The organism is Mesorhizobium sp. M0001, assembly GCF_040324255.1.
Classification (GTDB): domain Bacteria; phylum Pseudomonadota; class Alphaproteobacteria; order Rhizobiales; family Rhizobiaceae; genus Mesorhizobium.
Map to the genome: position 1 here is coordinate 181,505 of NZ_JAMYVS010000008.1, position 21,411 is coordinate 202,915.

Sequence of the window (21,411 nt, forward strand, 5' to 3'; positions counted from 1 at the left end):
GACGATTACGCCGCGCCCACAACCTTGGCCGACTTCTCGAAGCGCTTGCGCTCGTTCGGGTCGAGATAGAGCTTGCGCAGGCGGATGGTCTTCGGCGTCACCTCGACCAGCTCGTCGTCCTGGATCCAGGCCAGCGCGCGCTCCAGCGTCATGCGGATCGGCGGCGTCAGCTTCACCGCCTCGTCCTTGCCGGCGGCGCGGATGTTGGTCAGCTTCTTGCCCTTCAGCACGTTCACTTCGAGGTCGTTGTCACGGCTATGGATGCCGATGATCATGCCCTGATAGACCTTGACGCCCGGGTCGATCACCATCGGGCCGCGGTCTTCGAGGTTCCACATGGCATAGGCCACTGCCTCGCCCTGTTCGTTGGAGATCAGCACGCCGTTGGTGCGGCCCGGCAGTTCGCCCTTGTAGGGCTGGTAGGCGTGGAACAGCCGGTTCATCACGGCGGTGCCGCGCGTGTCGGTCAACAGTTCCGACTGGTAGCCGATCAGTCCGCGCGTCGGCGCGTGGAAGACGATGCGCTGACGGTTGCCGCCCGAAGGCCGCAGCTCGACCATCTCGGCCTTGCGCTCCGACATCTTCTGCACGACGATGCCGGCGTGCTCCTCGTCGACGTCGATGACGACTTCCTCGACCGGCTCCAGCAATTCACCGTTCTCGCCCTTCTGCATGACGACGCGCGGACGCGACACGGCGATTTCAAAGCCTTCGCGGCGCATCGTCTCGATCAGCACGGCCAGCTGCAATTCGCCGCGGCCGGAAACGAAGAACGAATCCTTGTCGGGCGATTCCTCGATCTTGAGCGCGACATTGCCTTCGGCTTCGCGCAGCAGGCGGTCGCGGATGACGCGGCTGGTCACCTTGTCGCCTTCAGTGCCGGCGAGCGGCGAATCGTTGACCAGGAAAGACATGGTCACGGTTGGCGGATCGATCGGTTGCGCATGCAACGCCTCGGTCACCGCCAGGTCGCAGAACGTGTCGGCGACGGTGCCTTTGGACAGGCCGGCAATGGCGACGATGTCACCCGCCTGCGCCTCTTCGATCGGCTGGCGCTCAAGGCCACGGAACGCGAGGATCTTGGAGATGCGCCCGGTTTCTATCTGCGTGCCGTCATGGTGGAGCACCTTGACCGCCTGGTTGGACTTCAGCGTGCCGCTCTCGATACGGCCGGTAATGATGCGGCCGAGGAAGGGATTGGCTTCCAGGATGGTGCCGATCATGCGGAACGGGCCGGGATGAACGGTCGGCTCCGGCACATGCTTGATGACGAGGTCGAACAGCGGCGCCAGGCCCTGGTCCTTCGGGCCTTCCGGATTTTCCGAGACCCAGCCATCGCGGCCAGAACCGTAGAGGATCGGGAAGTCGAGCTGCTCGTCGGTGGCGTCAAGCGCTGCAAACAGGTCGAACACCTCGTTGACCACTTCGACGTGGCGGGCGTCCGGACGGTCGATCTTGTTGATGACGACGATCGGCTTCAGGCCGACCTTGAGCGCCTTGCCGACGACGAACTTGGTCTGCGGCATCGGGCCTTCGGCCGCGTCGACCAGCACGATCGCCGAATCCACCATCGACAGGATGCGCTCGACCTCACCGCCGAAATCGGCGTGGCCGGGGGTGTCTACGATGTTGATGCGGGTGTCCTTCCAGTCGACCGAGGTCGCCTTGGCCAGGATGGTGATGCCGCGTTCCTTTTCGAGGTCGTTGGAATCCATGGCGCGCTCGGCGACGCGCTGATTGTCGCGGAAGGAACCGGATTGCCGCAGCAATTGGTCGACGAGGGTGGTTTTTCCATGGTCGACGTGCGCGATGATCGCGATATTACGAATTTTCATTTTGTGGTCTCGGGAGCGTTGCAGGCAGCAGGCCAGAAGGCGCCGCCTCTTTCGGTTGCGCGGCTCATACAGGGTTTTTCGCAATTGCGAAAGAGGAGGCGCACCACCAAATACTCATCAAATCTTAAGCATCTCGGTGTGAGATGGTTTTGTTAACCAAGGCGGGAACCTTTCTGGGCCCGGGTAGTTCGAAATTCATGACCGACAAACTCAACCGATTTTGGCCCCTCATCGCTTCGGTCGCATTCGCTGCCGTGCTGGCGGCCAATGCCGCTCAATCGGCCGCCACGGTGAAGGAAGCCAATCCGGCTTCGTCGCCCGACCGGACGGCCGAGCAGATGTTTGCCGACGCCCCTGATGGCGTCGACCCCGTGGTCACCGGCCCGGTCAGCGCCTCTTTCAAGCAGAGGCAGCGGGTTGCAGGCTGCGACAGCGCGGTGTGGCCGAAGATTCCGACGGTTTGCTACCCGGACTGACGGCTGCCCATTCCAGGCATAGCGATCCTTCGCACCGGCCCAAAGGCTTACGCCGACCGCACCGGATCGAGCGTCACCTTGTAAAGCTCGATGTCGTCGCGATCCATCAGCCGCACGGTCAGCTGCTCTGTCGCCCCTGAAATGTCCACCAGGCCAAAGAACTGCAGGCCGGCCGAGGGTGGCAGGTTCTGGCCCTGTTCGGTGGTCGGCGCCTTGATGAATTTCAGCTCCGGGCCGAAGGTCATGTCGAAATCATTGGGACCGAAGGTACCGGCGTGGATCGGGCCCGAGACGAATTCCCAGAAAGGATTGAAATCCTGGAACCGCGCCTTGTCGGGGTTGTAATAGTGCGCCGCCGTGTAGTGGACATCGGCGGTCAACCAGACCGTGTTGGTGATGCCGGCAGTCTTGATGTAGCGCAACAGGTCGGCGATCTCGAGCTCGCGGCCTTTGGGCAGGCCATTGTCGCCATTGCTGATGGCTTCCGCGCCGACCTTCTTGGCGCCGTCGTCCCAGACGACGAGGCCGAGCGGCATGTCGGCGGCAATGATCTTCCAGGTCGCCCTGGAATTCGTCAGCTCGCGCTTCAGCCATTTCGTCTGCTGTTCGCCCAGCATGCGTGACTGCGGCGTCATGTCCTCCTGCATGTCGGGGCCGTTCGGGCCGCGATAGGAGCGCATGTCGAGGAAGAACACGTCGAGCAGCGGCCCATGCGCGATCTTGCGGTAGACGCGGCCGGGCTCGGACGGCTCGTAGCGGATCGTCGTCATCTCATGGAAGGCGCGCGCCGCACGCGCCGCGAGCACATGGATGGATTTTTCGGTGTAGCGGCTGTCGGCGCCGAGATTCTTCGAATCCGACCAGTTGTTCAGCACCTCGTGATCGTCCCACTGGTAGAAGGTCGGGCAGATGGCGCTCAAGGCCAGAACGTTTTTGTCCATCATGTTGTATTTCCACTGGTCGCGGTACTCATCCAGCGTCTCGGCCACCTTGCGCTTGCCGTCGATCAGGACGACGTTTTTCCACTTGCCGCCGCCAGGCAGGTCTACCTCGTCCTTCATGGCGCCATCGGCATAGATGGTGTCGCCGGAATGCAGGAAGAAATCCGGCGTGTGCCTGGCGATGGTGGCGTAGGTTTTCATGCCGGTCTCATCGATTCCCCAGCCCTGGCCGGCCGTGTCGCCCGACCAGGCGAATTTTATGTCGCGCTTCGAGGCGGGTGCTGTGCGGAAACGGCCGACGATCGGTTCGGAAACGGCGTTGATATCCGACAGGTCGGCGGCAGTCATCCGGTAGAAGATATCCTGGTCGGAGGCGAGGTCGGTAAGCAGGCGCTTGACCGTGAAGTCGCTGGCCGGCGAGGTATCGAGCGGCGCCAGCCGCGTCGCATTGGCGAAGTTTTCCGTCGACGACACTTCGAACATGACGCGCGAAGGCCGGTCGGTGCGCGTCCACACCATGCCGCTCGAGGAATCGACATCGCCGGACTGGACGCCATGGGTGAAGGCCGGGCGCTGGCTGGCGCGCGAATAATAGGGCAAAGCGAGCCCCGATGCGCCGAGCAGACCGGCGGCGCTGGCAGAGGTGACGAAAGCGCGGCGGGTCAACGAGATCTTGTTCATGGCTGTCTCCTGATGGCTTCGAACGGTGCCAGCAAGCTCCAGCTTCAATGTTTCAGCCACATCCCGGGAAGATGAAACTTTGATAACAATCGACAGGTGATCTCCGCCCTTGAGGGGGGAGATGTCGCCGAAGGCGACAGAAGGGGGTCGCCTCGCTTGGAGCGCCGACCTCTGCGCAAGAGGCTGAGTCCGGTCGCACGGACCCCCTCTGGCCGCTTCGCGGCCATCTCCCCCCTGAGGGGGAGATTAGTACCGCGCCTTACGCCGCTTGCGGCTCCGGATCGAAAGCCGGCCTGCTCGTATTGATCAGCAGCGACAGACACGCAGCCACGATCGCCGTCATGCCGGCGATCAGGAAAGCCAGTTCGTAATTGCCCTGCAATTCGCGCATGGTGCCGCCGAAGGCGGCGGCGGTGGCGGCGCCGACTTGGTGGCCGGCTACGATCCAGCCGAACACGATCGGGCCGCTGCGGTCACCGAAGGCCTCGTTGGCGAGCCTGAGCGTCGGCGGCACGGTGGCGATCCAGTCGAGACCGTAGAGCACCGCGAAGATGATCAGGCTGGTCGCCGAGAAGCCGGAATAGGGCAGATAGATCAGCGCCAGACCGCGAATGCCGTAGTAGACGCCGAGCAGCTTGCGCGGGTCGAAACGGTCGGTGAGCCAGCCCGAGAGCGTCGTCCCGATCAGGTCGAAAATGCCCATAAGCGACAGCAGGCCCGCGGCCTGTACCTCGGGGATGCCCATATCGCCGCAGAAGGAGATCAGATGCGTGCCGACCAGCCCGTTGGTGGTGAAGCCGCAGATGAAGAAGGTGGCGAACAGATACCAGAAGACGCGGGTGCCGGCAGCGCGGCGCAGCGTGTTGAGCGTATGCGCCAGGAAATTGCCTTGCGATGCCGGCGATACCGGCGGCACGTCATCGGCCCCGGCGCCATAGCGCACCATGCCGATCGAAGCGGGACGCTCCGGAACCAACAGCCAGACCAGCGGCAGAAGACAGGCGGTGGCGATCGAGACGGCGGTAGCGACGGGCTGCCAGCCGCCCGACTGGGCGAGCGATGCCAGCAGCGGCAGGAACACCAAGAGGCCGGTGGCGCTGGAGGCCGACATCAGCCCCATCACCAAGCCGCGATTGGTCTTGAACCAGCGGTTGACGATGGTGGCGCCGAGCACGGTGGCGACCGCGCCGGAGCCGATGCCGGAAAACACGCCCCAGGTGAGGAACAGGTGCCATGGCTCGGTCATCAGCAGGCTGAGCGCGGTCGAGCCCGACATGATCACAAGCGAGGCAAGCAGCGTGCGGCGCAAGCCGATACGCTCCATCAATGCGGCGGCAAACGGCCCGGTCAGGCCGTAAAGGAAGATGCCGATCGCGGCGGCAATCGAAACCGTATCGCGCCCCCAGCCGAAGCTTTTATCCAACGGCAGCATCATCACCGAGGGTGCGGAACGAAGCCCGGCCGCGATCAACAGGCAGAGGAAGATGACGCCAACCACGACGAAAGCGTAGCGCTGGCCAAACGGACGGGATTGAGCTATCATGTTACTGACCGGTACGTTGCAGGGTGAGGACCTGTATACGTACCGATCGGTAACACGTCAATCGAGTCATACCATGCCAACGGACAAAAATTTTGAACTGACCATCAAGGACGGTCATGCAGTGGCACCGCCCAAGGCTGCCAAGAAAATCCTCGACGTGGCGTACGACCTGTTCTACCGCCGCGGCATCCGGGCGATCGGCGTCGACGAGATCGTCAAGCGCGCCGGCGTCACCAAGCCCAGCCTCTACCGCAGCTTTCCCTCCAAGGACGAGCTCGCCGCTTCCTATCTCAGGCAATATGACCGTGAGTATTGGGAGCGTTTCGACGAAGCCGTGGCTGCCCACCCCGGCGACCCGCGCGCACAGCTCAGGGCTTTCCTGACTCGCGTCGGCAAGCGCACGCAAAGGCCGGACTATCGCGGCTGCGGCATGACCAACGCGGCGGTGGAATATCCCGAACATGGCCATCCGGCGCGTGTCGTCAGCGAGGCCAACAAGCAGGAGTTGCGCCACCGCCTGCGCGCCATGGCCGCAGCGATGGGCGCTAAAGACCCTGACACGCTCGGCGACGGCCTGCTGCTGTTGATCGAAGGCGCCTATATCAGTGGCCAGCTCTTCGGCCTCGGAGGCCCGGCGGCGGCGGTCGCCCACAACGCCGACCTGCTGATCGAGGCGAGCTTGAAGAAATAACATTTCGAACGTTGGCGCCGCCCCTCACCTGCCGGCATCCTTTCCCGGAAATGGGGCGAGGAACGCTCTCATCACGATTTCGCCAATTGCCAGCGTTGCAAGGTTGTCGCCAGCGGCGCAGCCGGCCACTTTCTCCCGTTCAGGGGGAGAATTGCCCGGCAGGGCGATTTGGGCGGCGCCAACGTTGAGATTGGCACGCTAGGCCGGCCGCAAATTTGGCGATAGGCTGGGGCCAACCTCAAGGGAAAAGTCCGCATGCGAACCCTGCTGCTTGTTCCATTCGCCCTCGCCGCCCTCTGCCAGGCAGCCCATGCCGATGGCATATCCAGCGTCTACACCGACCTCGACTCGCAAAAGGATTGCGTGACCTATGCGCAGGCCGAGGAAGGCGATGGCGACTGGGCCGAACTCGCCTGCTCCGGCTATCGCGGCTATCCCGTGCTGATCGCCTACGACGATGCGCGTGAATCGCTATTCTACGGGTTTCCGCCCGGCGGCGAGATGACCTCGGTCTGGGAGAGCTTTTCCGGCTTCAACTCGTCCGGCGCCAAGGTCGAATGGCGCATCGAGACCAAGGGCGACGTTGCCGTTCCCTTCGCGGTGATCCACCGCCGCTCGATCAGCAATCCCGAGGATGAGAACAAGCCGACCGAAGTGCTGCTCGTCGCCAAGGTCGCCCAGATGGAAGCCCGCGACGGCTGCACCATCGGCCTCGTGCTCGCCACCGGCAACCCTCAGGCCAACGACCAGGCGCGCAAGCTGGCGGACGAAAAGGCGAAGAGTTTCGCCTGTGGCAAGGACAAGCACACCGTCATCGGCAACGTGCCGGCGTTTGGTCGGGTGGATAACTAGCCACGTGGGTGCAAGGCACCCCCCTCTGCCCTGCCGGGCATCTCCCCCTCAAGGGGGGAGATTGGCAGCTTCGCTGGCGGCGCTTTTCTTTCGGCGCTGAAAATTGACGAAAGCCGTTGCGACATCCGATCTCCCCCCTTGAGGGGGAGATGGCCGGCAGGCCAGAGGGGGGTGCCTCGCGCTGGCGTTTGCCGCTTACTTGAACGAGACGCAGGCCTCTCTCGGCGCTACTTCGCCGCCTTCGCCCGTGCGATCGCGTCGACGATCATCTTCTTGGCGTATTTCGAATCGTGCCAGCCTTCGATCTTGACCCATTTGCCGGGCTCGAGATCCTTGTAGTGCTCGAAGAAGTGCTGGACCTGGTCGCGGGTGATCTCGGGCAGCTGCGTGTATTCGGCGACGTTTTCGTAGCGCAGCGTCAGCTTCGGCGAGGGCACGGCAATGACCTTCTCGTCCTGGCCGGCATTGTCTTCCATCACCAGCACGCCGATCGGCCGCACATTGATGACGCAGCCCGGCACCAGCGCGCGCGTGTTGCAGACCAGCACGTCGATCGGGTCGCCGTCGCCCGACAGCGTGTGCGGCACGAAACCGTAATTGCCGGGGTAGCGCATCGACGTATGCAGGAAACGGTCGACGAACAGCGTGCCGGCCTCCTTGTCCATCTCGTACTTGATCGGCTCGCCGCCGATCGGCACCTCGATGATGACGTTGATGTCCTCGGGCGGGTTCTTTCCGATGGCAATGGCTTCGATTCGCATGGCTTAAATCCCTCTCTCGATGTCCAAGATCGATAGCGGGCGGCGCGGCATGGTGCAATGCGGCGATTGGTGCGAAGCGCTAACGGAAGCGCACGGTTTATGATGATTTGTAACCGAGGCCGGTCATTCCCAGACGAAGGCGACCTTCTTGAGCGCCCTCTGCTCGAAAATCTCGACGCCTTCGGCGACGTCACGGCCACCCGCGCCGGCATAGAAGGAAAGTGCGTTCTGGTTGTCTTCCAGCGCCCACACCACCATTCCCTTCAGCCCGTGGTCGGCAAGCCGCGCCCGCGCCGCCTTGAACAGCCGGCTGCCGAGCCCGATGCCCTGATATTCCGGACGCAGGTAAAGTTCGTAGATTTCGCCCTGTTGCTTCAGCTCGCGGGCGCGGTTCTTGCCGATCGTGGCATAGCCGGCGATGGTGCCGCCGATCTCGACCACCAGAACGGTGGCGGCGCGGCGGATGGCGTTGGCCCACCAGTCGGCGCCGCGGCGGTTGATCATCGAGGTCAGCGAGCGATGCGGGATGATGCCGGAATAGGCGCCCTCCCAGGCCAGCTGGTGCACGTCGGCAATGGCGCCGGCGTCGCGCGGTTCGGCTTTCCTGATGTCGATGCTCAGCGTATTCATGATTTGTTAACCATAAACCCGCATCGGCCATTTGCAAGACTCGAGGTCAGCCCGCCGACCGCTTTCTCACAGCCGATCGCGACACTGCTGACAATGGGCAAAGCCTGCCTGGAAAACGCGCCCAGCCGGCGCGGTCAGGCGTCCGTCCGGGTAGCGCGTGCAGGCTCTTCAGATCTCGACGAGATGATCGTCCAGCTCATTGGCGTCGCCCGACGTCACCGGGAAATGCTCGGCCAGCACCGCGCCGACCTGCCCGATCGCCTTGACGAAGCCGTCGGCGAGCCGGTCGTCACCGGCATGCTGCAGGAGATCGCGCACCACGCCGTCCCAGACATGCTGGCCGACCTTGCTGTCGATGCCCGAATCGGCGACCACTTCGGCATAACGCTCGGCGATCGACACGAAGACCAACACGCCGGTGCGCGCCGTGGTGCGGTGGACATTGCGGGCGAGGAACTGCCTGAGCGCATTGTGATGTGCCGCCTGATAACGCTGCCGGCGCGGCACCAGATGGATGCGCAAGCCCGGCAGCGCCCACAAAAGCACCAACACCGAGGCCAGTGCCAGCAGTTGGACAATGACGAAATGCGGCAGCCGGATCGACAGCCACCAGGCTTCCAGCCCATAAGCGACGGCGAGGCTGGCAATCAGCATGCCTGATGTCGCCATGAAGGCGGCGGGAAAGAAATAGCCGTCGCTGGCATGCGCAACGACGCAGTAGATCTCGCCGTCGGTTTTGGCCTCGGCCGCGCGGATCGCGGTGGCGATGCGCTCATGGTCCTGTGGGCTGATCGGTCGTGTTGCCATCTTCTCTCACCAGCTCCCTGAAGACCCGCCACCGCCAGACGAACCGCCGCCGCCTGAAAACCCGCCGCCGCTGCTTGAGCCCGAAGACCAGCTGCTGCCCGAACTTCCCGATGACCATCCGCTGCCCGACGACGAACTTGTTGTCCAGCTGCTGGAGCCCGAGGACGATCCGCTCGGCCCCTGGCCGTAGCGAAAGGTCATGCCCAGCCATTTATACACGCCCGGCGACAGCTTGGTGCCGAAGATCGGCGGCAGGAAGGTCATCGCCAGGCCGCCGAAGAACATCGCCGCCCACAGGATCAGGAAGACCGCGACGACGGGATCGATGGGCGTGCTGCGGTCGGCCGGGTTGCGCTTGCCGCGCGCCTCCAGCTCTTCCGGGTTGCCTTCCAGCACCATGACCATGTCGTCGACGGCCTTGGAAATGCCGCCGGAGAAATCACCGGCACGGAACGCCGGCACCATGTCGTTTTCGATGATCAGTTTGGTGTGCAGGTCGGTCAGCGTGCCTTCCAGCCCGTAGCCGACCTCGATGCGCATCTTGTGGTCGTTCTTGGCCACCAGCAGAAGCACGCCGTTGTTTTCGCCGGCCTGCCCGAGTTTCCAAAAGCGGAACAGCCGGTTGGCGTAGGGTTCGATCTCCTCGCCGTCGAGGCTGTTGATCGTGGCGACGACGATCTGGTCGGAGCCTTTGGTCTCGAAATCCGCGAGCTTCTGCGTCAGTGCCGCCTTGGTCGCGGCGTCGATAATACCGGCATTGTCGACCACCCGCCCGGTGAGTGCCGGCAGGTCTGCCGCCAAAGCTACAAACAGCATGGTGAGCATCGTCAACAGCGCGATGCCGATCGTCGCGGCTGCGCGGCCAGGTCTTGGCGGATTGAAGACGCGTACTGTCATGCCGTCACCAGTTCCCCTCAACCACCATGACTGTCCTCAATCACCATGATCATGTCGTCGACCGCTTTGGAAATACCGCCGGAGAAATCCCCGGCGCGGAAGGCCGGCACCATGCCTTCAATGATCCGTGTGGCGTGCTGGTTGGTGAGCGTGGCTTCCAGCCCGTAGCCGACCTCGATGCGCATCTTGCGGTCGTTCACGGCCACCAGCAGAAGCACGCCATTGTTCTTGGCCTTCTGGCCGAGCTTCCAAGCGTTGAACAGCCGGGTGGCGTAAGGCTCGATCTCCTCGCCGTCGAGGCTGGGAACCGTCGCGACGACGATCTGGTCGGAGCCTTTGGTCTCGAAATCGGCCAGTCTTTGGGTGAGCGCCGCCTCGGTCGCGGCATCGATGATGCCTGCATTGTCGACGACACGACCGGTGAGGGCGGGCAGTTCCGCCGCCAGCGCCGCGAAGCTGACGAGCAAGACCAGCAAGGCAGCGCCGGTCATCGTGGCGAAGCGGCCATGCCAGGGATTGGCGATGCGTGTTGTCATCTCGTCACCAGCTTCCCGAGGAGCCGCCGCCGCCGGACGAACCGCCGCCGCCGGAAAAGCCGCCACCACCGCTTGAACCCGACGACCAGCCGCCCCCGCCCGAAGACCAGCCGCCGCTGGACGACCGCCGGCCCGGCTCGAATGTCATGCCGAGCCAGCGATAGCGGCCGGGACCGAGTTTTTGGCCGAAGATCGGCGGCAGGATGGAGGCGGCCATGCTGCCGAAGAAGATGATTGCCCAGATGCTGATGAAGACGCCGAAGAACAGATTGTCGGTATTGATGGGCGGCTTCTGGTTGCGCTCGCCGCGCGCCTCCAATTCCTCCGGATTGCCTTCCAGCACCATCACCATGTCGTCGACGGCCTTGGAAATGCCCCCGGAGAAATCGCTGGCGCGGAACGCCGGCACCATGTCGTTTTCGATGATCAGCTTGGTGTGCAAATCGGTCAGCGTGCCTTCCAGCCCATAGCCGACCTCGATGCGCATCTTGCGGTCGTTCGGCGCCACCAGCAGCAGCACGCCGTTATTTTCCTTGGCCTGGCCGAGCTTCCAGAAGCGAAACAGCCGGTTGGCGTAAGGCTCGATCTCCTCGCCGTCGAGGCTGGGGATGGTGGCGACGACGATCTGGTCGGAGCCTTTTGTCTCGAAGTCGGCGAGTTTCTGGGTGAGCGCGGCTTTGGTTCCCGCGTCGATAATGCTGGCGTTATCGACGACGCGGCCGGTCAGCGCGGGGAGGTCGGCGGCGAAGGCGGTGAGGGGCAGGAAGACGGCCAGAAAGGCGAGAAGAACACCAAGGTTGGCGTTCCTTCGCGTCCCCCTCTGTCCTGCCGGACATCTCCCCCTCGAGGGGGGAGATTGGCAATCTCGCTGCCGACGCTCAGCCGGCAACGCTGATATTTGGCGCAAGGACAGAAGACAGCTGATCTCCCCCCTTGAGGGGGAGATGTCCGGCAGGACAGAGGGGGGTGTGAAGGAACGCAAGGCTGGCAAAGGCCAAGCTCACCCAGACGTCATCACCCGCCCTGCTTCGTGCCGAAATCGACCTTCGGCGGCTGCATCTTGTCTTCTTCGACGGTGAAGTTGGCGAAGGGCTCGTTGCTGCGGAACCAGAAGGTTGCCCATAGCACCGACGGAAAGGTCCTCAGCGTCAGATTGTAATCCTTGACCGCCAGGATGTAGTCGCGCCGCGCCACGGCGATACGGTTCTCGGTGCCTTCGAGTTGCGCCTGCAGCGCCAGGAAATTCTGGTTGGCCTTGAGGTCGGGATAGGCCTCCGACACCGCGATCAGCCGCGACAGCGCGCTGGTCAGCCCTGATTGCGCATCCTGGAACTTCTTGAGCGCTTCGGGGTCCTTCAGCGTTTCCGGCGTCACCGTGATCTGCGTCGCCTTGGCGCGCGCTTCGACCACCGCATCGAGCGTGTCCTTTTCATGCGAGGCATAGCCCTTCACCGTCTCGACCAAATTGGGAATGAGGTCGGACCGACGCTGATACTGGTTCAGCACCTCGCTCCATGCCGCCTTGGCGTTTTCCTCCGCCGTCGGGATGGTGTTGAAGCCGCAGCCGGCGAGCAGAGGCAGCACGACGGCCATCATCAGCACGGCCGGCAGACTGCGGAAAGGGAAGGCAAGGCGCTGGGCAAACATGGTGAGGTCCCTCGACAGAAGTTGCATGCGAAGCATTAGCACAATCCGCGCTCAAGAAAATGTCTGCCGCTGGCGCGCATTCCTGGCGCGCATTCATGCGCCGGCGAGGCCCTGTGATTGATCGCGCGAACACGGTATGGTTGCCGGCAAACAGGACAGGATCATGGCGGAACGCCACGACGATGACAGCGAATCGCGCCGCATTATCGAGCGCGTGGCGAACGAGGGCGGCCTTGGCGGCGCATCGCTGGTGTCACGGGCAGCGAAAGGCGCGCGCGATCATGTTACCGCAGCGGAGGCCGACCGATCCGATCCGATCGAGGTCTGGGGCACCCGCATCGGTCGCGCACTTGGGCTCATCGTCGCCCTCGGCCTTTTGATCTGGCTCGTGTACTACGTCTCCCGGGGCAGCTAGAGCATGATCCTGAAAAGTGGGAACCGGTTTTCTCGGACAAACGGGAACCGTTTTGTCCGGAGATCATCCTCCAACCAAAGAGATAGATCAGGATGACGATTCAACGAAAAATTATCCGTATCTAGGATTTTCCATGAACCGCGAAAAAGCCGACGCGCCGCGCGCGGTCATCGTCATTTCCAGCCATGTCGCCCGCGGCTCGGTCGGCAACCGCGCCGCCGTGTTTGCGCTGGAGACGCTGGGCTTTCCCGTGTGGGCGGTACCGACGGTCATCTTGCCCTGGCATCCGGGCCATGGCCGCGCCACGCGCATCGTGCCGCCGCTCGACCAGTTCAAGGCGCTGATGGCCGATCTCGAGCGCGCGCCCTGGCTGGGTGAGGTCGGCGCGGTGCTGTCGGGCTATCTTGGCGAGGCCGGCCAGGCCGAGGCCGTCGCCTCGCTGGTTGCGGCGGTCAAGGCCAAGACGCCGGACGCGATTTATATATGCGATCCGGTGATGGGCGATTCCGGCGGGCTCTATGTGCCCGAGCCGACGGCCGCCGCGATGCGCGACCGGCTGATGCCGATCGCCGACATCGCCACCCCCAACCGCTATGAGCTGGAGTGGATGGCCGGCGCGCCTTTGCCCGATCTGAAATCGGTGATCTCGGCCGCCCTCCATGCCGGACCGTCAACAATGCTGGTGACGTCGGCACAGTCGATGATGACCGGCGGCACCGGCAATCTGCTGCTTGACGGCACCCAGGCGCTGCTGGCCGAACACCGCCTCATCGACAAGCCGCCGAATGGCCTCGGTGACCTGACTGCGGCCGTCTACCTCGCCCGCATCCTGTCGGGGCAGCCGCCGATCAAGGCGCTGCAATCGACCACCGCCGCCGTCTACGAAATCCTGGCGCGAACCGCCAAGCGTGGCGGCGACGAGTTGCAGCTTGAAACCGATGCCCAGAGCCTGTCGCATCCGATGGCGATGGTGCAACTGCGCCACCTCACGCATCCGGGGCGGGACCGCCGGGCGTGACCTCGACCGTGGTCGTCGGCGTCGACGGCTGCAAGGCCGGCTGGATCGCCGTCCGCCGCGATCTGGATGCCGCGCCGTCAGTCCGCGTCTTTCCCAGCTTTGCGACCCTGCTCGACGCCTTGCCCGCCGATGCGACAGTGGTCGTCGACATGCCGATCGGCCTGCCGGACGTCTCGAAAAGAGGCGGGCGCGGGCCGGAGACCTTGGTACGGCCAATGCTCGGAGCACGGCAATCCAGCGTCTTCTCTATCCCGTCCCGCCCGGCCCTCTACGCCGACACCAGCGGCTTCACCACGGTCGAGGCCTGGTATGAGGCACATCGGCGCGCCAGCGAGGTGGCCAAGGCGACCTCCGATCCGCCACGCGGCGTCTCGATCCAGGCCTTCGGCATCTTTGCCAAGATACGCGAGATCGACGCGCTGCTGATCGCACGTCCGCAACTGCGCCGCCGCGTCTTCGAATCGCATCCCGAAGTGGCCTTCTGCCGGCTGAACGGCGAAAAACCGATGACACTGCCGAAGAAGATCAAGGGCGCCGTCAATCCGGCCGGGATGGAAGAACGCAAGGCACTGCTCTGCCGGCACGGCTATACCAGAGCTTTCCTTGACCAGCCGCCGCAACGCGGTGCTGCCGCCGACGATTTCCTCGACGCCGCAGCGATGATGCTGATTGCCGGACGCATTGCCGGCGGGGAGGCAACGCCGTTTCCCGACCCGCCGCTTGCCGACCGTTTCGGCATTCCCCTGGCGATCTGGGCGTGAGGCAAGCGGCGCCATGCGTGCGGCATGGCGATTTGCGACGAAGCCATCCGCAATTCGGCATTGCCCGCGACGGGCATTTGCCGTTAGAGCCTTTCTAACTTGAAATGAGCTGCCGTCGCTAACCCCGAAAGGCTTCATCCCTAGCCCATGCCCCATCTCCCCGAACATCTTTGGACCGGCTACCGCAACTTCATGAATGGCCGCTATCTCACCGAGAGCGGACGCTATCGCGAGCTTGCCCGCGAGGGGCAGGCGCCCGAAACCATGATCGTTGCCTGCTGCGATTCCCGCTCTGCCCCCGAGGCGATCTTCGACGCCGGTCCGGGCGAACTGTTCGTCCTGCGCAATGTCGGCAATCTGGTGCCGCCCTATGCGCCGGACGGCGAGTTCCACTCGACCTCGGCCGCGCTCGAATTCGCCGTGCAGAGCCTGAAGGTGAAAAACATCGTGGTGATGGGCCATGGCCGCTGCGGCGGCATCCGCGCCGCGCTCGACACCAATTCGGCGCCGCTGTCGCCCGGCGACTTCATCGGCAAATGGATGAGCCTGATCGCGCCGGCGGCCGAAACCGTTTCGTCCAGCACGTTCATGACGACAACCGAACGGCAGACGGCGCTGGAGCGGATTTCCATCCGCTATTCGATCGCCAATCTCAGGACCTTCCCTTGCGTCTCCATCCTCGAAGGCAAGGGGCGGCTGTCGCTGCATGGCGCCTGGTTCGACATCTCGACCGGCGAGCTCTGGGTGATGAACAAGGACACCGGCGACTTCGAGCGGCCGGATTTGACGTAGACCCATGATCCCGAAAAGTGGGAACCGGTTTTCGGATAAGGGCATGGTCAAATAAGAGGAGGCAAGAATGCGGGTTTGGCCTGCGATCGCTTTCGCCGTAGCGGCGCTGCTGATTTCGCTCGTCCCTGCCCGCTCCGATGACGGCGCCATTATCGACCGCTGGTATTCGGCGCTGCTGGTCGCCGATCGCACCGAATTGTCGGACCTGCTCGCCGACGATGTCCGCATCAAGCTCGACGATCTCGGCGTCGTACAGTCGAAGCAGGAGTTCATCGCGTCGATCGACGAATGGAAGGGCGCGGTCGCCGGCGCCGCAATCCGGCATCGCGTCGAAAAGAGCGAGGCCGGCGTCACAACTGTCATCGCCTGCTATGATTTCCCCAACAATGACATGCTGATGCAGGAGACGTTCGCCGTCACCGGCAACCGCATCACCGCCAGTTCGCAAGCGGCGATCGCGGAAAATTGCGGCGGCTTCTGACGCGGGCTTGAACGGCCGCGCTGTTGCGCCGCGCCAGTCATCGCCCTACATCGGTCAGCAAGCTCCGCCAATCATCGAAAGATCCCCCATGCCGTCCACGAAAACCGTCGATCTCGCCGCCCATCCGCTGACCAAATGGCAAGGGCCGCTCGGCCTGCCGGATTTTGCCAGCATCGGCGACGACGATTTCTCCTCGGTGTTCGACGCGGCGCTGAAGGCACATGAGGCCGAAATCGATGCGATCGCCGGCAACAAGGATGCGCCGACCATCGAGAATACGCTGGCAGCCCTCGAGCTCGCCGGTGAGCCGCTCGACCATGTCTCGTCGATCTTCTGGTGCCGGGCCGGCGCCCACACCAACGATGCGATCCAGGCGCTGGAGCGCGATATCTCGCCAAAAATGTCGAGGCATTTCTCGGCGATCTCGATGAACGAGAAATTGTTTGCCCGCGTCGACGATCTCTACCAGCGCCGTGAGACGCTCAAACTCGACGCCGAGACGCTGCGGGTGCTGGAGAAGACCTGGAAAGGCTTTGTGCGATCGGGCGCAAAACTCGACGCCGACGGCAAGAAGCGGCTGGCCAACATCAGCGAGGAGCTGTCCTCGCTCGGCACGACCTTCGGCCAGAACGTGCTGGCCGACGAGCGCGACTGGGCGCTTTTCCTCGACGAGGCTGATCTTGCGGGCCTGCCGGACTTCGTGAAGAGTTCGATGGCCGAAGCCGCCGAGACGCGCGGCCAGAAAGGCCGCTACGCAGTCACCTTGTCGCGCTCTATCTATGAGCCGTTCACGACCTTCTCCGAACGCCGCGACCTGCGCGAGAGCGCCTTCCGCGCTTTCACCATGCGCGGCCAGAATGGCGGCGCCAGCGACAACACCGCAGTGGTGCGCGACATGCTGAAACTGCGCGCCGAAAAGGCCAGGCTGCTAGGCTATGCCTCGTTCGCCGCGCTGAAACTCGACGACACCATGGCCAAGACGCCGAAGGCGGTGCACGACCTCCTCGACCCGGTCTGGGAGAAAGCGCTGGAGAAGGCCGCCGCCGACCAGAAGGAGCTGGAGCGGCTGGCGACCAAGGCAGGCAGCAACGAAAAATTCGCCGCCTGGGACTGGCGCTTCTACCAGGAGAAATTGCGCGCCGAAAAATTCGCCTTCGACGAGGCGGAACTGAAACCCTATCTGCAACTCGACCGCATCATCGACGCCTGCTTCGACGTCGCCACAAAACTGTTCGGCATCACTTTCGAGGAGAAGAAGGGCATCGCCGCCTGGCATCCCGACGCGCGCGTCTTCGTGGTGAAGAACGCCGATGGCAGCGAGCGCGGCCTGTTCCTCGCCGACTATTTCGCCCGGTCCTCGAAGCGCTCCGGCGCGTGGATGAGCGCGCTGAAGTCGGGCTACAAGCTTGGCGATGGCTCCAAGCCGGTGATCTACAATATCATGAACTTCGCCAAGCCGCCGGCCGGGGAAGCAGCGCTGTTGTCGGTCGATGAGGCCAAGACCCTGTTCCACGAGTTCGGCCATGCTTTGCACGGCATGCTGACCGACGTCACCTGGCCGTCGGTGGCGGGCACCTCGGTTTCCCGCGATTTCGTCGAACTGCCTTCGCAGCTCTACGAGCACTGGCTGACGGTGCCCGCAGTGCTGGAAAAGCATGCGCTGCATGTTAAGACCGGCAAGCCGATGCCGAAGTCGCTGCTCGACAAGATGCTGGCCGCCCGCACGTTCGGCGCCGGTTTCGCCACGGTCGAGTTCACAGCGTCGGCGCTGATCGACATGGCGTATCACGCGCGGCCGGATGCGCCGGCGGAACCGCTGCGTTTCGAAGCCGAAACGCTGGAAAAGCTTGATATGCCCGACACCATCGCCATGCGTCATCGCACCCCGCATTTCGGCCATATCTTCTCCGGCGACGGTTATTCAGCCGGCTACTATTCCTACATGTGGTCGGAAGTGCTCGACGCCGACGCCTTCGCCGCCTTCGAGGAGACTGGCGATCCCTTCAACCCGGCGCTGGCGGAACGGCTGCGGAAGAATATCTATGCCGCCGGCGGGTCGAAGGATCCGGAGGAGCTGTACACGGCGTTCCGCGGCAAGATGCCTTCGCCGGAAGCGATGATGGTGAAGCGGGGATTGCTATAGCGCCAGCTTATCTCCCCCCTCGAGGGGGAGATGGCCGCAAAGCGGCCAGAGGGGGTCGGTCCGACTGGGCTCGACCTCCTGCGGCAGATGAAGGTCGGCGCTTCACGCGCGAGGACCCCCTCTGTCGCCTTTGGCGACATCTCCCCCTCAAGTGGGGAGATCACCAGCGCCAAGGATCCGCCACCCGTGGCCACACCGGCCGCGTCAGCTTCCTGTAATCCGTCACCGCCGGATTGCTCGGATACGAGCTCGGCGCCGAGACATAGATGATCTCCGCCGCGATCGGTTCAAAGCCGGCGTAGAAATGGTTGGTCGACTTGATCAGCAATATGTCCTTCGACAACGGATCGACACCGATGTTGGAGAAGACATCCGGCTCGAAGGTCTGCGTGCGGTTGGTGTTGAGGATGATGTCGATTTCGGTGCCTTCGAGCCGCACCAGCGCCGTCGGTCCGAGCGTCACCCGGCTCGGCCCGAAGCTCTGCCAGCCCTCGGGGACGGCTTTCAACACCTTGACGCGCGCATCGATCGGTTCGCCGGCCAGCGGCCCGGCCTTGCCGCCGAAGCGCAGGTCGATGACGGCGCCTTCGCCTGCCGCCTGGCAGAAGGTGACAGCGATCGGGTCCCAGATCGTCGCCACGCCAAAATTGTCAACGCCCTGTTCCAACATTGCGCGCAGCACAACGGTACCGTCGCCGGCGACGCCACCGCCGGGATTGTCCCAGATGTCGGCAATCACAACCGGCTTGCCGGGATTTTCCTTGCGCACGGCCAGTGCCCGCGCGATGCCGTCCTGGGTGTTCAGCATCGTCATCGCCGTCCTTTCACGGATGGCGTAAAGCTCGTGCCCTAGCCTCTCCGCCAGCGCATCGCCCTTGGCCTTGTCATTGTCAGTGACGACCAGGATGCGCGTGCCCATTTCGGGCACGTCCGCCGCCATGAAGCCATGGATGACCGAGACCGACAGCACGCCGTCCTTGCCGTGCAGCGCCTTGATGCGGTCGACGAAGGAGCGCATCGGCTCGCGGCTGGTCGGCAGCACCTGGATCATGCGGCAGTCGAAGGTCGAGATCACCGGCCTGATCTCGTCGCGCGCCGCCGCCAATCCAAGCTCGACGACATGTTCGCCGCGCTCATAGAAGTCGGTGTGCGGGAATTCGAGGAAATAGGCCATGACATTGCATGCCGCGACGCGCTTTGGGGTCAGATGACTGTGCGGGTCGAGCTCGACCGCGATCACCACGTCGGGCCCGACGATTGCGCGAACCCGTTCCAGCAGATCGCCTTCGCAATCGTCATAGCCTTGCGCCACCATGGCGCCGTGCAGGCCGAGGATGACGGCGTCGACCGGCAAGGCTGCCTTCAACTGGCCGAGAATCTCGTCACGCAACGCCTCATAGGTCTGCCGCTGCACCAGCCCGCCCGGCTCCGCCCAGGTGGCGGTGCCTTCGATGACGGTCAGCCCTTCGGCAGCCGCACGCCGGCGCAGCGCGACCATCGGCGAGGAGCACAAGGTCGGTGTATCAGGATGCTTGCCCGGCCCGGCATAGAACGCCATCTCGAACGACGCCCGGTCGGTCGGCACCGGCGAGAAGGTGTTGGTTTCGGTCGCCAGCGAGGCGGTGAAGATGCGCATGAAAACTCCGTACGGCTATTTGTTTTTCGCAATTCCGGACGGAAAACCGCTCCACACTTTTCCTGGAATTGCTATTTTACGGCCCCGAGCGCCAGCCCGCGGACGAGATAGCGCTGCAGCCAGATGAACAGGATTGCCACCGGCAGCGTCGCCAGCAGCGTCGCCGCCATTACATGGTGCCATTCGATCGTGTAGCGGCCGGCGACCAGCGAGAACACCTGGATCGGCAGCGTGTAACTTTCCTGGCTGCGCAGCATTGTGAGCGCGACGACGAACTCATTCCATGCGTTGATGAAGGTGAAGATGGCGGTCACCGCTATTGCCGGCAGGCAAAGCGGCAGAAACACTTTTCGCAAGGTCAGCCATCGGCCGGCGCCTTCCATCCACGCTGCTTCCTCGAGATCGCGCGGGATGGTGTCGAAATAGCTTTGCAGCATCCACACGGTGAAGGCGACGTTGAAAGCCATGTAGATGACGCCGAGCGCGGTCGTGGATTCGATCAGACCCCAGGCCGCCATCAGCCGGAACAGGCCGAGCACCAGCACGATCGGCGAGATCATCTGCGAGATCAGCAGGAACTGGCGGAAGGCGCCATAGCCGGCAAAGCGAAACCGCGACATGGCATAGGCGGCCGGCACCGAGATCAGGATGGCGCCGACGGTGGCGATAACAGAGACATAGAGCGAATTGGCCAGCGCCTGGCCAAAGCCGGTCGCCACCCACATGTCGGCAAAATTCGACCAGTGGAATTCGCTTGGCCACCAGGTCGGCGACAGCACCTCCTGCCGCGGTTTGACCGCGGTCAAAAACATTACCGCGAAGGGGAAGATGGTCACCACGAGCAGCGGCGAAAGCAGCAGCCATGCGATGATCGTACGCTTCAGCTTGGGCGTCATGTGCGCTGCTCCCGCATGGCAAGCCGCACATAGATCATGGTGAAGATCAAAAGGATGGCGAACATCAGCAGCGACACCGCCGATGCTTCGCCCAGCTTGCCGATGCGAAAGGCCAGCTTGTAGAGATGGGTGACCAATATGTCGGTCGAGTTGGCCGGCCCGCCCTGCGTCATCACCCAGATGATCGGGAAGGAATTGAAGACGTAGATGGTGTTGAGGACGATGGCGATGTTGATGAACGGCTTCAGCAGCGGAAAGGTGATCTCGCGGAACTGCTGCAGCGGCGTCGCCCCCTCCAGGGCCGCCGCCTCGTAGAGGTCGTCGGGGATCGACGACAGGCCGCCGAGGAAGATGGTCGTGGTGAACGGTACCGTCACCAATATGCCGATCAGCACCTGCATCGGGAATGCCGTCTCGGCGCGCGCCAGCCACTGGATGTTCTCATGGATCAGGCCGAGCCCGATCAGCGCCGAGTTCAGCATGCCGCTTTCACCGTTGAGCGCCCAGCGCCAGACCACCGCCGTCATCGTCAGCGACACCGCCCAGGGCAGCATGATGATGACGCGGGCAATGCCGCGGCCGTAGAAATCGGTGTTGAGGATCATCGCCACCGGCACCGACAACAGCAGCGCGCCGCCGACCACCAGCAACGTCCACAGGCCGGTGCGCCAGAGTGCCGCCAGGAAATCGGGATCGGCGAGGAAGGCGGAATAATTGGCGAAATCGTTGAAGTCGCGCAGCTGCCCAAAACGGCTAACATCATGCGTCGATATCTGGATCAGGTCCCAGACCGGCCAGAAGATGACGACCGCGGCCAGAAACAGGCTGGGCAAGGTCAATAAATAGGGCAGGTAACGATTTTGCATCGGCCGGATTCGTACCGTGTTGGACATAAGTGGCGCTGGCGCGCCAGCTCGGATCAATCTCGCATATCGGTCTAATGCAGCGCTTCAGGGTTTGAATCTCCTGCGG

At 63.4% G+C, this 21,411-nt stretch carries 21 protein-coding genes and 1 pseudogene; 9 read left to right on the forward strand and 13 right to left on the reverse strand.

Going from position 1 to position 21,411, the window contains the following annotated elements; all coding sequences use genetic code 11:
* Nucleotides 1–5: 5 nt before the first annotated feature.
* Nucleotides 6–1,835: a translational GTPase TypA gene (typA, locus tag NKK50_RS22295; protein ID WP_023681424.1), complete on the reverse strand. Its 1,830-nt coding sequence runs from the start codon at nucleotides 1,833–1,835 to the stop codon at nucleotides 6–8.
* 143 nt (nucleotides 1,836–1,978) lie between these two features.
* Between typA and NKK50_RS22300 the strand changes: the two genes are divergently transcribed.
* Entirely contained in the window at nucleotides 1,979–2,311 is a 333-nt protein-coding gene (locus NKK50_RS22300) for a hypothetical protein (RefSeq protein WP_023704968.1), read from the forward strand.
* Between the two features lie 47 nt (nucleotides 2,312–2,358).
* On the opposite strand, the gene NKK50_RS22305 is transcribed toward NKK50_RS22300, so the two are convergent.
* Complete coding sequence (locus NKK50_RS22305; protein ID WP_352520800.1) at nucleotides 2,359–3,933, reverse strand: alkaline phosphatase D family protein; 1,575 nt, start codon at nucleotides 3,931–3,933, stop codon at nucleotides 2,359–2,361.
* 259 nt (nucleotides 3,934–4,192) lie between these two features.
* Nucleotides 4,193–5,476: an MFS transporter gene (locus NKK50_RS22310; protein ID WP_023835196.1), complete on the reverse strand. Its 1,284-nt coding sequence runs from the start codon at nucleotides 5,474–5,476 to the stop codon at nucleotides 4,193–4,195.
* 73 nt (nucleotides 5,477–5,549) lie between these two features.
* Here NKK50_RS22310 and NKK50_RS22315 point away from each other — a divergent pair, with 73 nt between their 5' ends.
* The gene (locus NKK50_RS22315; protein WP_352520799.1) at nucleotides 5,550–6,167 is read left to right on the forward strand and encodes a TetR/AcrR family transcriptional regulator; all 618 of its coding nucleotides are present in this window, start codon (nucleotides 5,550–5,552) and stop codon (nucleotides 6,165–6,167) included.
* A gap of 255 nt (nucleotides 6,168–6,422) precedes the next feature.
* The gene (locus NKK50_RS22320; protein WP_023712049.1) at nucleotides 6,423–7,019 is read left to right on the forward strand and encodes a hypothetical protein; all 597 of its coding nucleotides are present in this window, start codon (nucleotides 6,423–6,425) and stop codon (nucleotides 7,017–7,019) included.
* Between the two features lie 227 nt (nucleotides 7,020–7,246).
* Here NKK50_RS22320 and ppa read toward each other — a convergent pair whose 3' ends face one another.
* The 7 genes and pseudogenes from ppa to NKK50_RS22355 all read right to left on the reverse strand — a co-directional run bounded on the left by ppa (nucleotide 7,247) and on the right by NKK50_RS22355 (nucleotide 12,297).
* Entirely contained in the window at nucleotides 7,247–7,780 is a 534-nt protein-coding gene (gene ppa / locus NKK50_RS22325; protein WP_352543865.1) for an inorganic diphosphatase, read from the reverse strand.
* Between the two features lie 123 nt (nucleotides 7,781–7,903).
* Nucleotides 7,904–8,410, reverse strand: a complete 507-nt coding sequence (locus NKK50_RS22330) for a GNAT family N-acetyltransferase (protein ID WP_023688843.1) — start codon at nucleotides 8,408–8,410, stop codon at nucleotides 7,904–7,906.
* Between the two features lie 168 nt (nucleotides 8,411–8,578).
* Nucleotides 8,579–9,217 (reverse strand): TPM domain-containing protein, encoded by a 639-nt coding sequence (locus tag NKK50_RS22335; protein WP_023668621.1) that lies wholly within the window; start codon nucleotides 9,215–9,217, stop codon nucleotides 8,579–8,581.
* 6 nt (nucleotides 9,218–9,223) lie between these two features.
* Complete coding sequence (locus tag NKK50_RS22340) at nucleotides 9,224–10,114, reverse strand: TPM domain-containing protein (protein WP_352520798.1); 891 nt, start codon at nucleotides 10,112–10,114, stop codon at nucleotides 9,224–9,226.
* Nucleotides 10,115–10,149: 35 nt separating this feature from the next.
* Nucleotides 10,150–10,605, reverse strand: a pseudogene (locus tag NKK50_RS22345) (TPM domain-containing protein); the annotation flags it as partial.
* A 49-nt stretch (nucleotides 10,606–10,654) separates the two neighbouring features.
* Entirely contained in the window at nucleotides 10,655–11,425 is a 771-nt protein-coding gene (locus NKK50_RS22350; protein ID WP_352520879.1) for a TPM domain-containing protein, read from the reverse strand.
* Nucleotides 11,426–11,664: 239 nt separating this feature from the next.
* The gene (locus NKK50_RS22355) at nucleotides 11,665–12,297 is read right to left on the reverse strand and encodes a LemA family protein (protein ID WP_023681434.1); all 633 of its coding nucleotides are present in this window, start codon (nucleotides 12,295–12,297) and stop codon (nucleotides 11,665–11,667) included.
* Nucleotides 12,298–12,460: 163 nt separating this feature from the next.
* Here NKK50_RS22355 and NKK50_RS22360 point away from each other — a divergent pair, with 163 nt between their 5' ends.
* From NKK50_RS22360 to NKK50_RS22385, 6 genes are all read left to right on the forward strand, one after another.
* A complete protein-coding gene (locus NKK50_RS22360) occupies nucleotides 12,461–12,712 on the forward strand; it encodes a hypothetical protein (protein WP_023693217.1) in 252 nt (83 codons plus the stop codon).
* A gap of 133 nt (nucleotides 12,713–12,845) precedes the next feature.
* Nucleotides 12,846–13,730 (forward strand): pyridoxal kinase PdxY, encoded by an 885-nt coding sequence (pdxY, locus tag NKK50_RS22365; protein WP_023688841.1) that lies wholly within the window; start codon nucleotides 12,846–12,848, stop codon nucleotides 13,728–13,730.
* Nucleotides 13,727–14,491, forward strand: coding sequence for a DUF429 domain-containing protein (locus NKK50_RS22370; protein WP_023693218.1), 765 nt, complete (start codon nucleotides 13,727–13,729; stop codon nucleotides 14,489–14,491). The genes pdxY and NKK50_RS22370 overlap by 4 nt, the downstream gene beginning before the upstream one ends.
* Nucleotides 14,492–14,638: 147 nt before the next feature.
* Nucleotides 14,639–15,283: a carbonic anhydrase gene (locus tag NKK50_RS22375; RefSeq protein WP_023668613.1), complete on the forward strand. Its 645-nt coding sequence runs from the start codon at nucleotides 14,639–14,641 to the stop codon at nucleotides 15,281–15,283.
* A gap of 67 nt (nucleotides 15,284–15,350) precedes the next feature.
* On the forward strand, nucleotides 15,351–15,764 hold the full coding sequence (locus tag NKK50_RS22380; protein ID WP_352535947.1) for a nuclear transport factor 2 family protein: 414 nt from the start codon (nucleotides 15,351–15,353) through the stop codon (nucleotides 15,762–15,764).
* A gap of 88 nt (nucleotides 15,765–15,852) precedes the next feature.
* Nucleotides 15,853–17,907, forward strand: coding sequence for a M3 family metallopeptidase (locus NKK50_RS22385; RefSeq protein ID WP_023688838.1), 2,055 nt, complete (start codon nucleotides 15,853–15,855; stop codon nucleotides 17,905–17,907).
* Between the two features lie 160 nt (nucleotides 17,908–18,067).
* Here the strand turns inward: NKK50_RS22385 and NKK50_RS22390 are convergent, their stop codons facing one another.
* The 3 genes from NKK50_RS22390 to NKK50_RS22400 all read right to left on the reverse strand — a co-directional run bounded on the left by NKK50_RS22390 (nucleotide 18,068) and on the right by NKK50_RS22400 (nucleotide 21,305).
* Nucleotides 18,068–19,543: a M81 family metallopeptidase gene (locus NKK50_RS22390; protein WP_352543866.1), complete on the reverse strand. Its 1,476-nt coding sequence runs from the start codon at nucleotides 19,541–19,543 to the stop codon at nucleotides 18,068–18,070.
* A gap of 71 nt (nucleotides 19,544–19,614) precedes the next feature.
* Nucleotides 19,615–20,439, reverse strand: a complete 825-nt coding sequence (locus NKK50_RS22395; protein ID WP_023668609.1) for a carbohydrate ABC transporter permease — start codon at nucleotides 20,437–20,439, stop codon at nucleotides 19,615–19,617.
* Nucleotides 20,436–21,305: a carbohydrate ABC transporter permease gene (locus NKK50_RS22400; protein WP_023710174.1), complete on the reverse strand. Its 870-nt coding sequence runs from the start codon at nucleotides 21,303–21,305 to the stop codon at nucleotides 20,436–20,438. The genes NKK50_RS22395 and NKK50_RS22400 overlap by 4 nt, the downstream gene beginning before the upstream one ends.
* Nucleotides 21,306–21,411 lie beyond the last annotated feature (106 nt).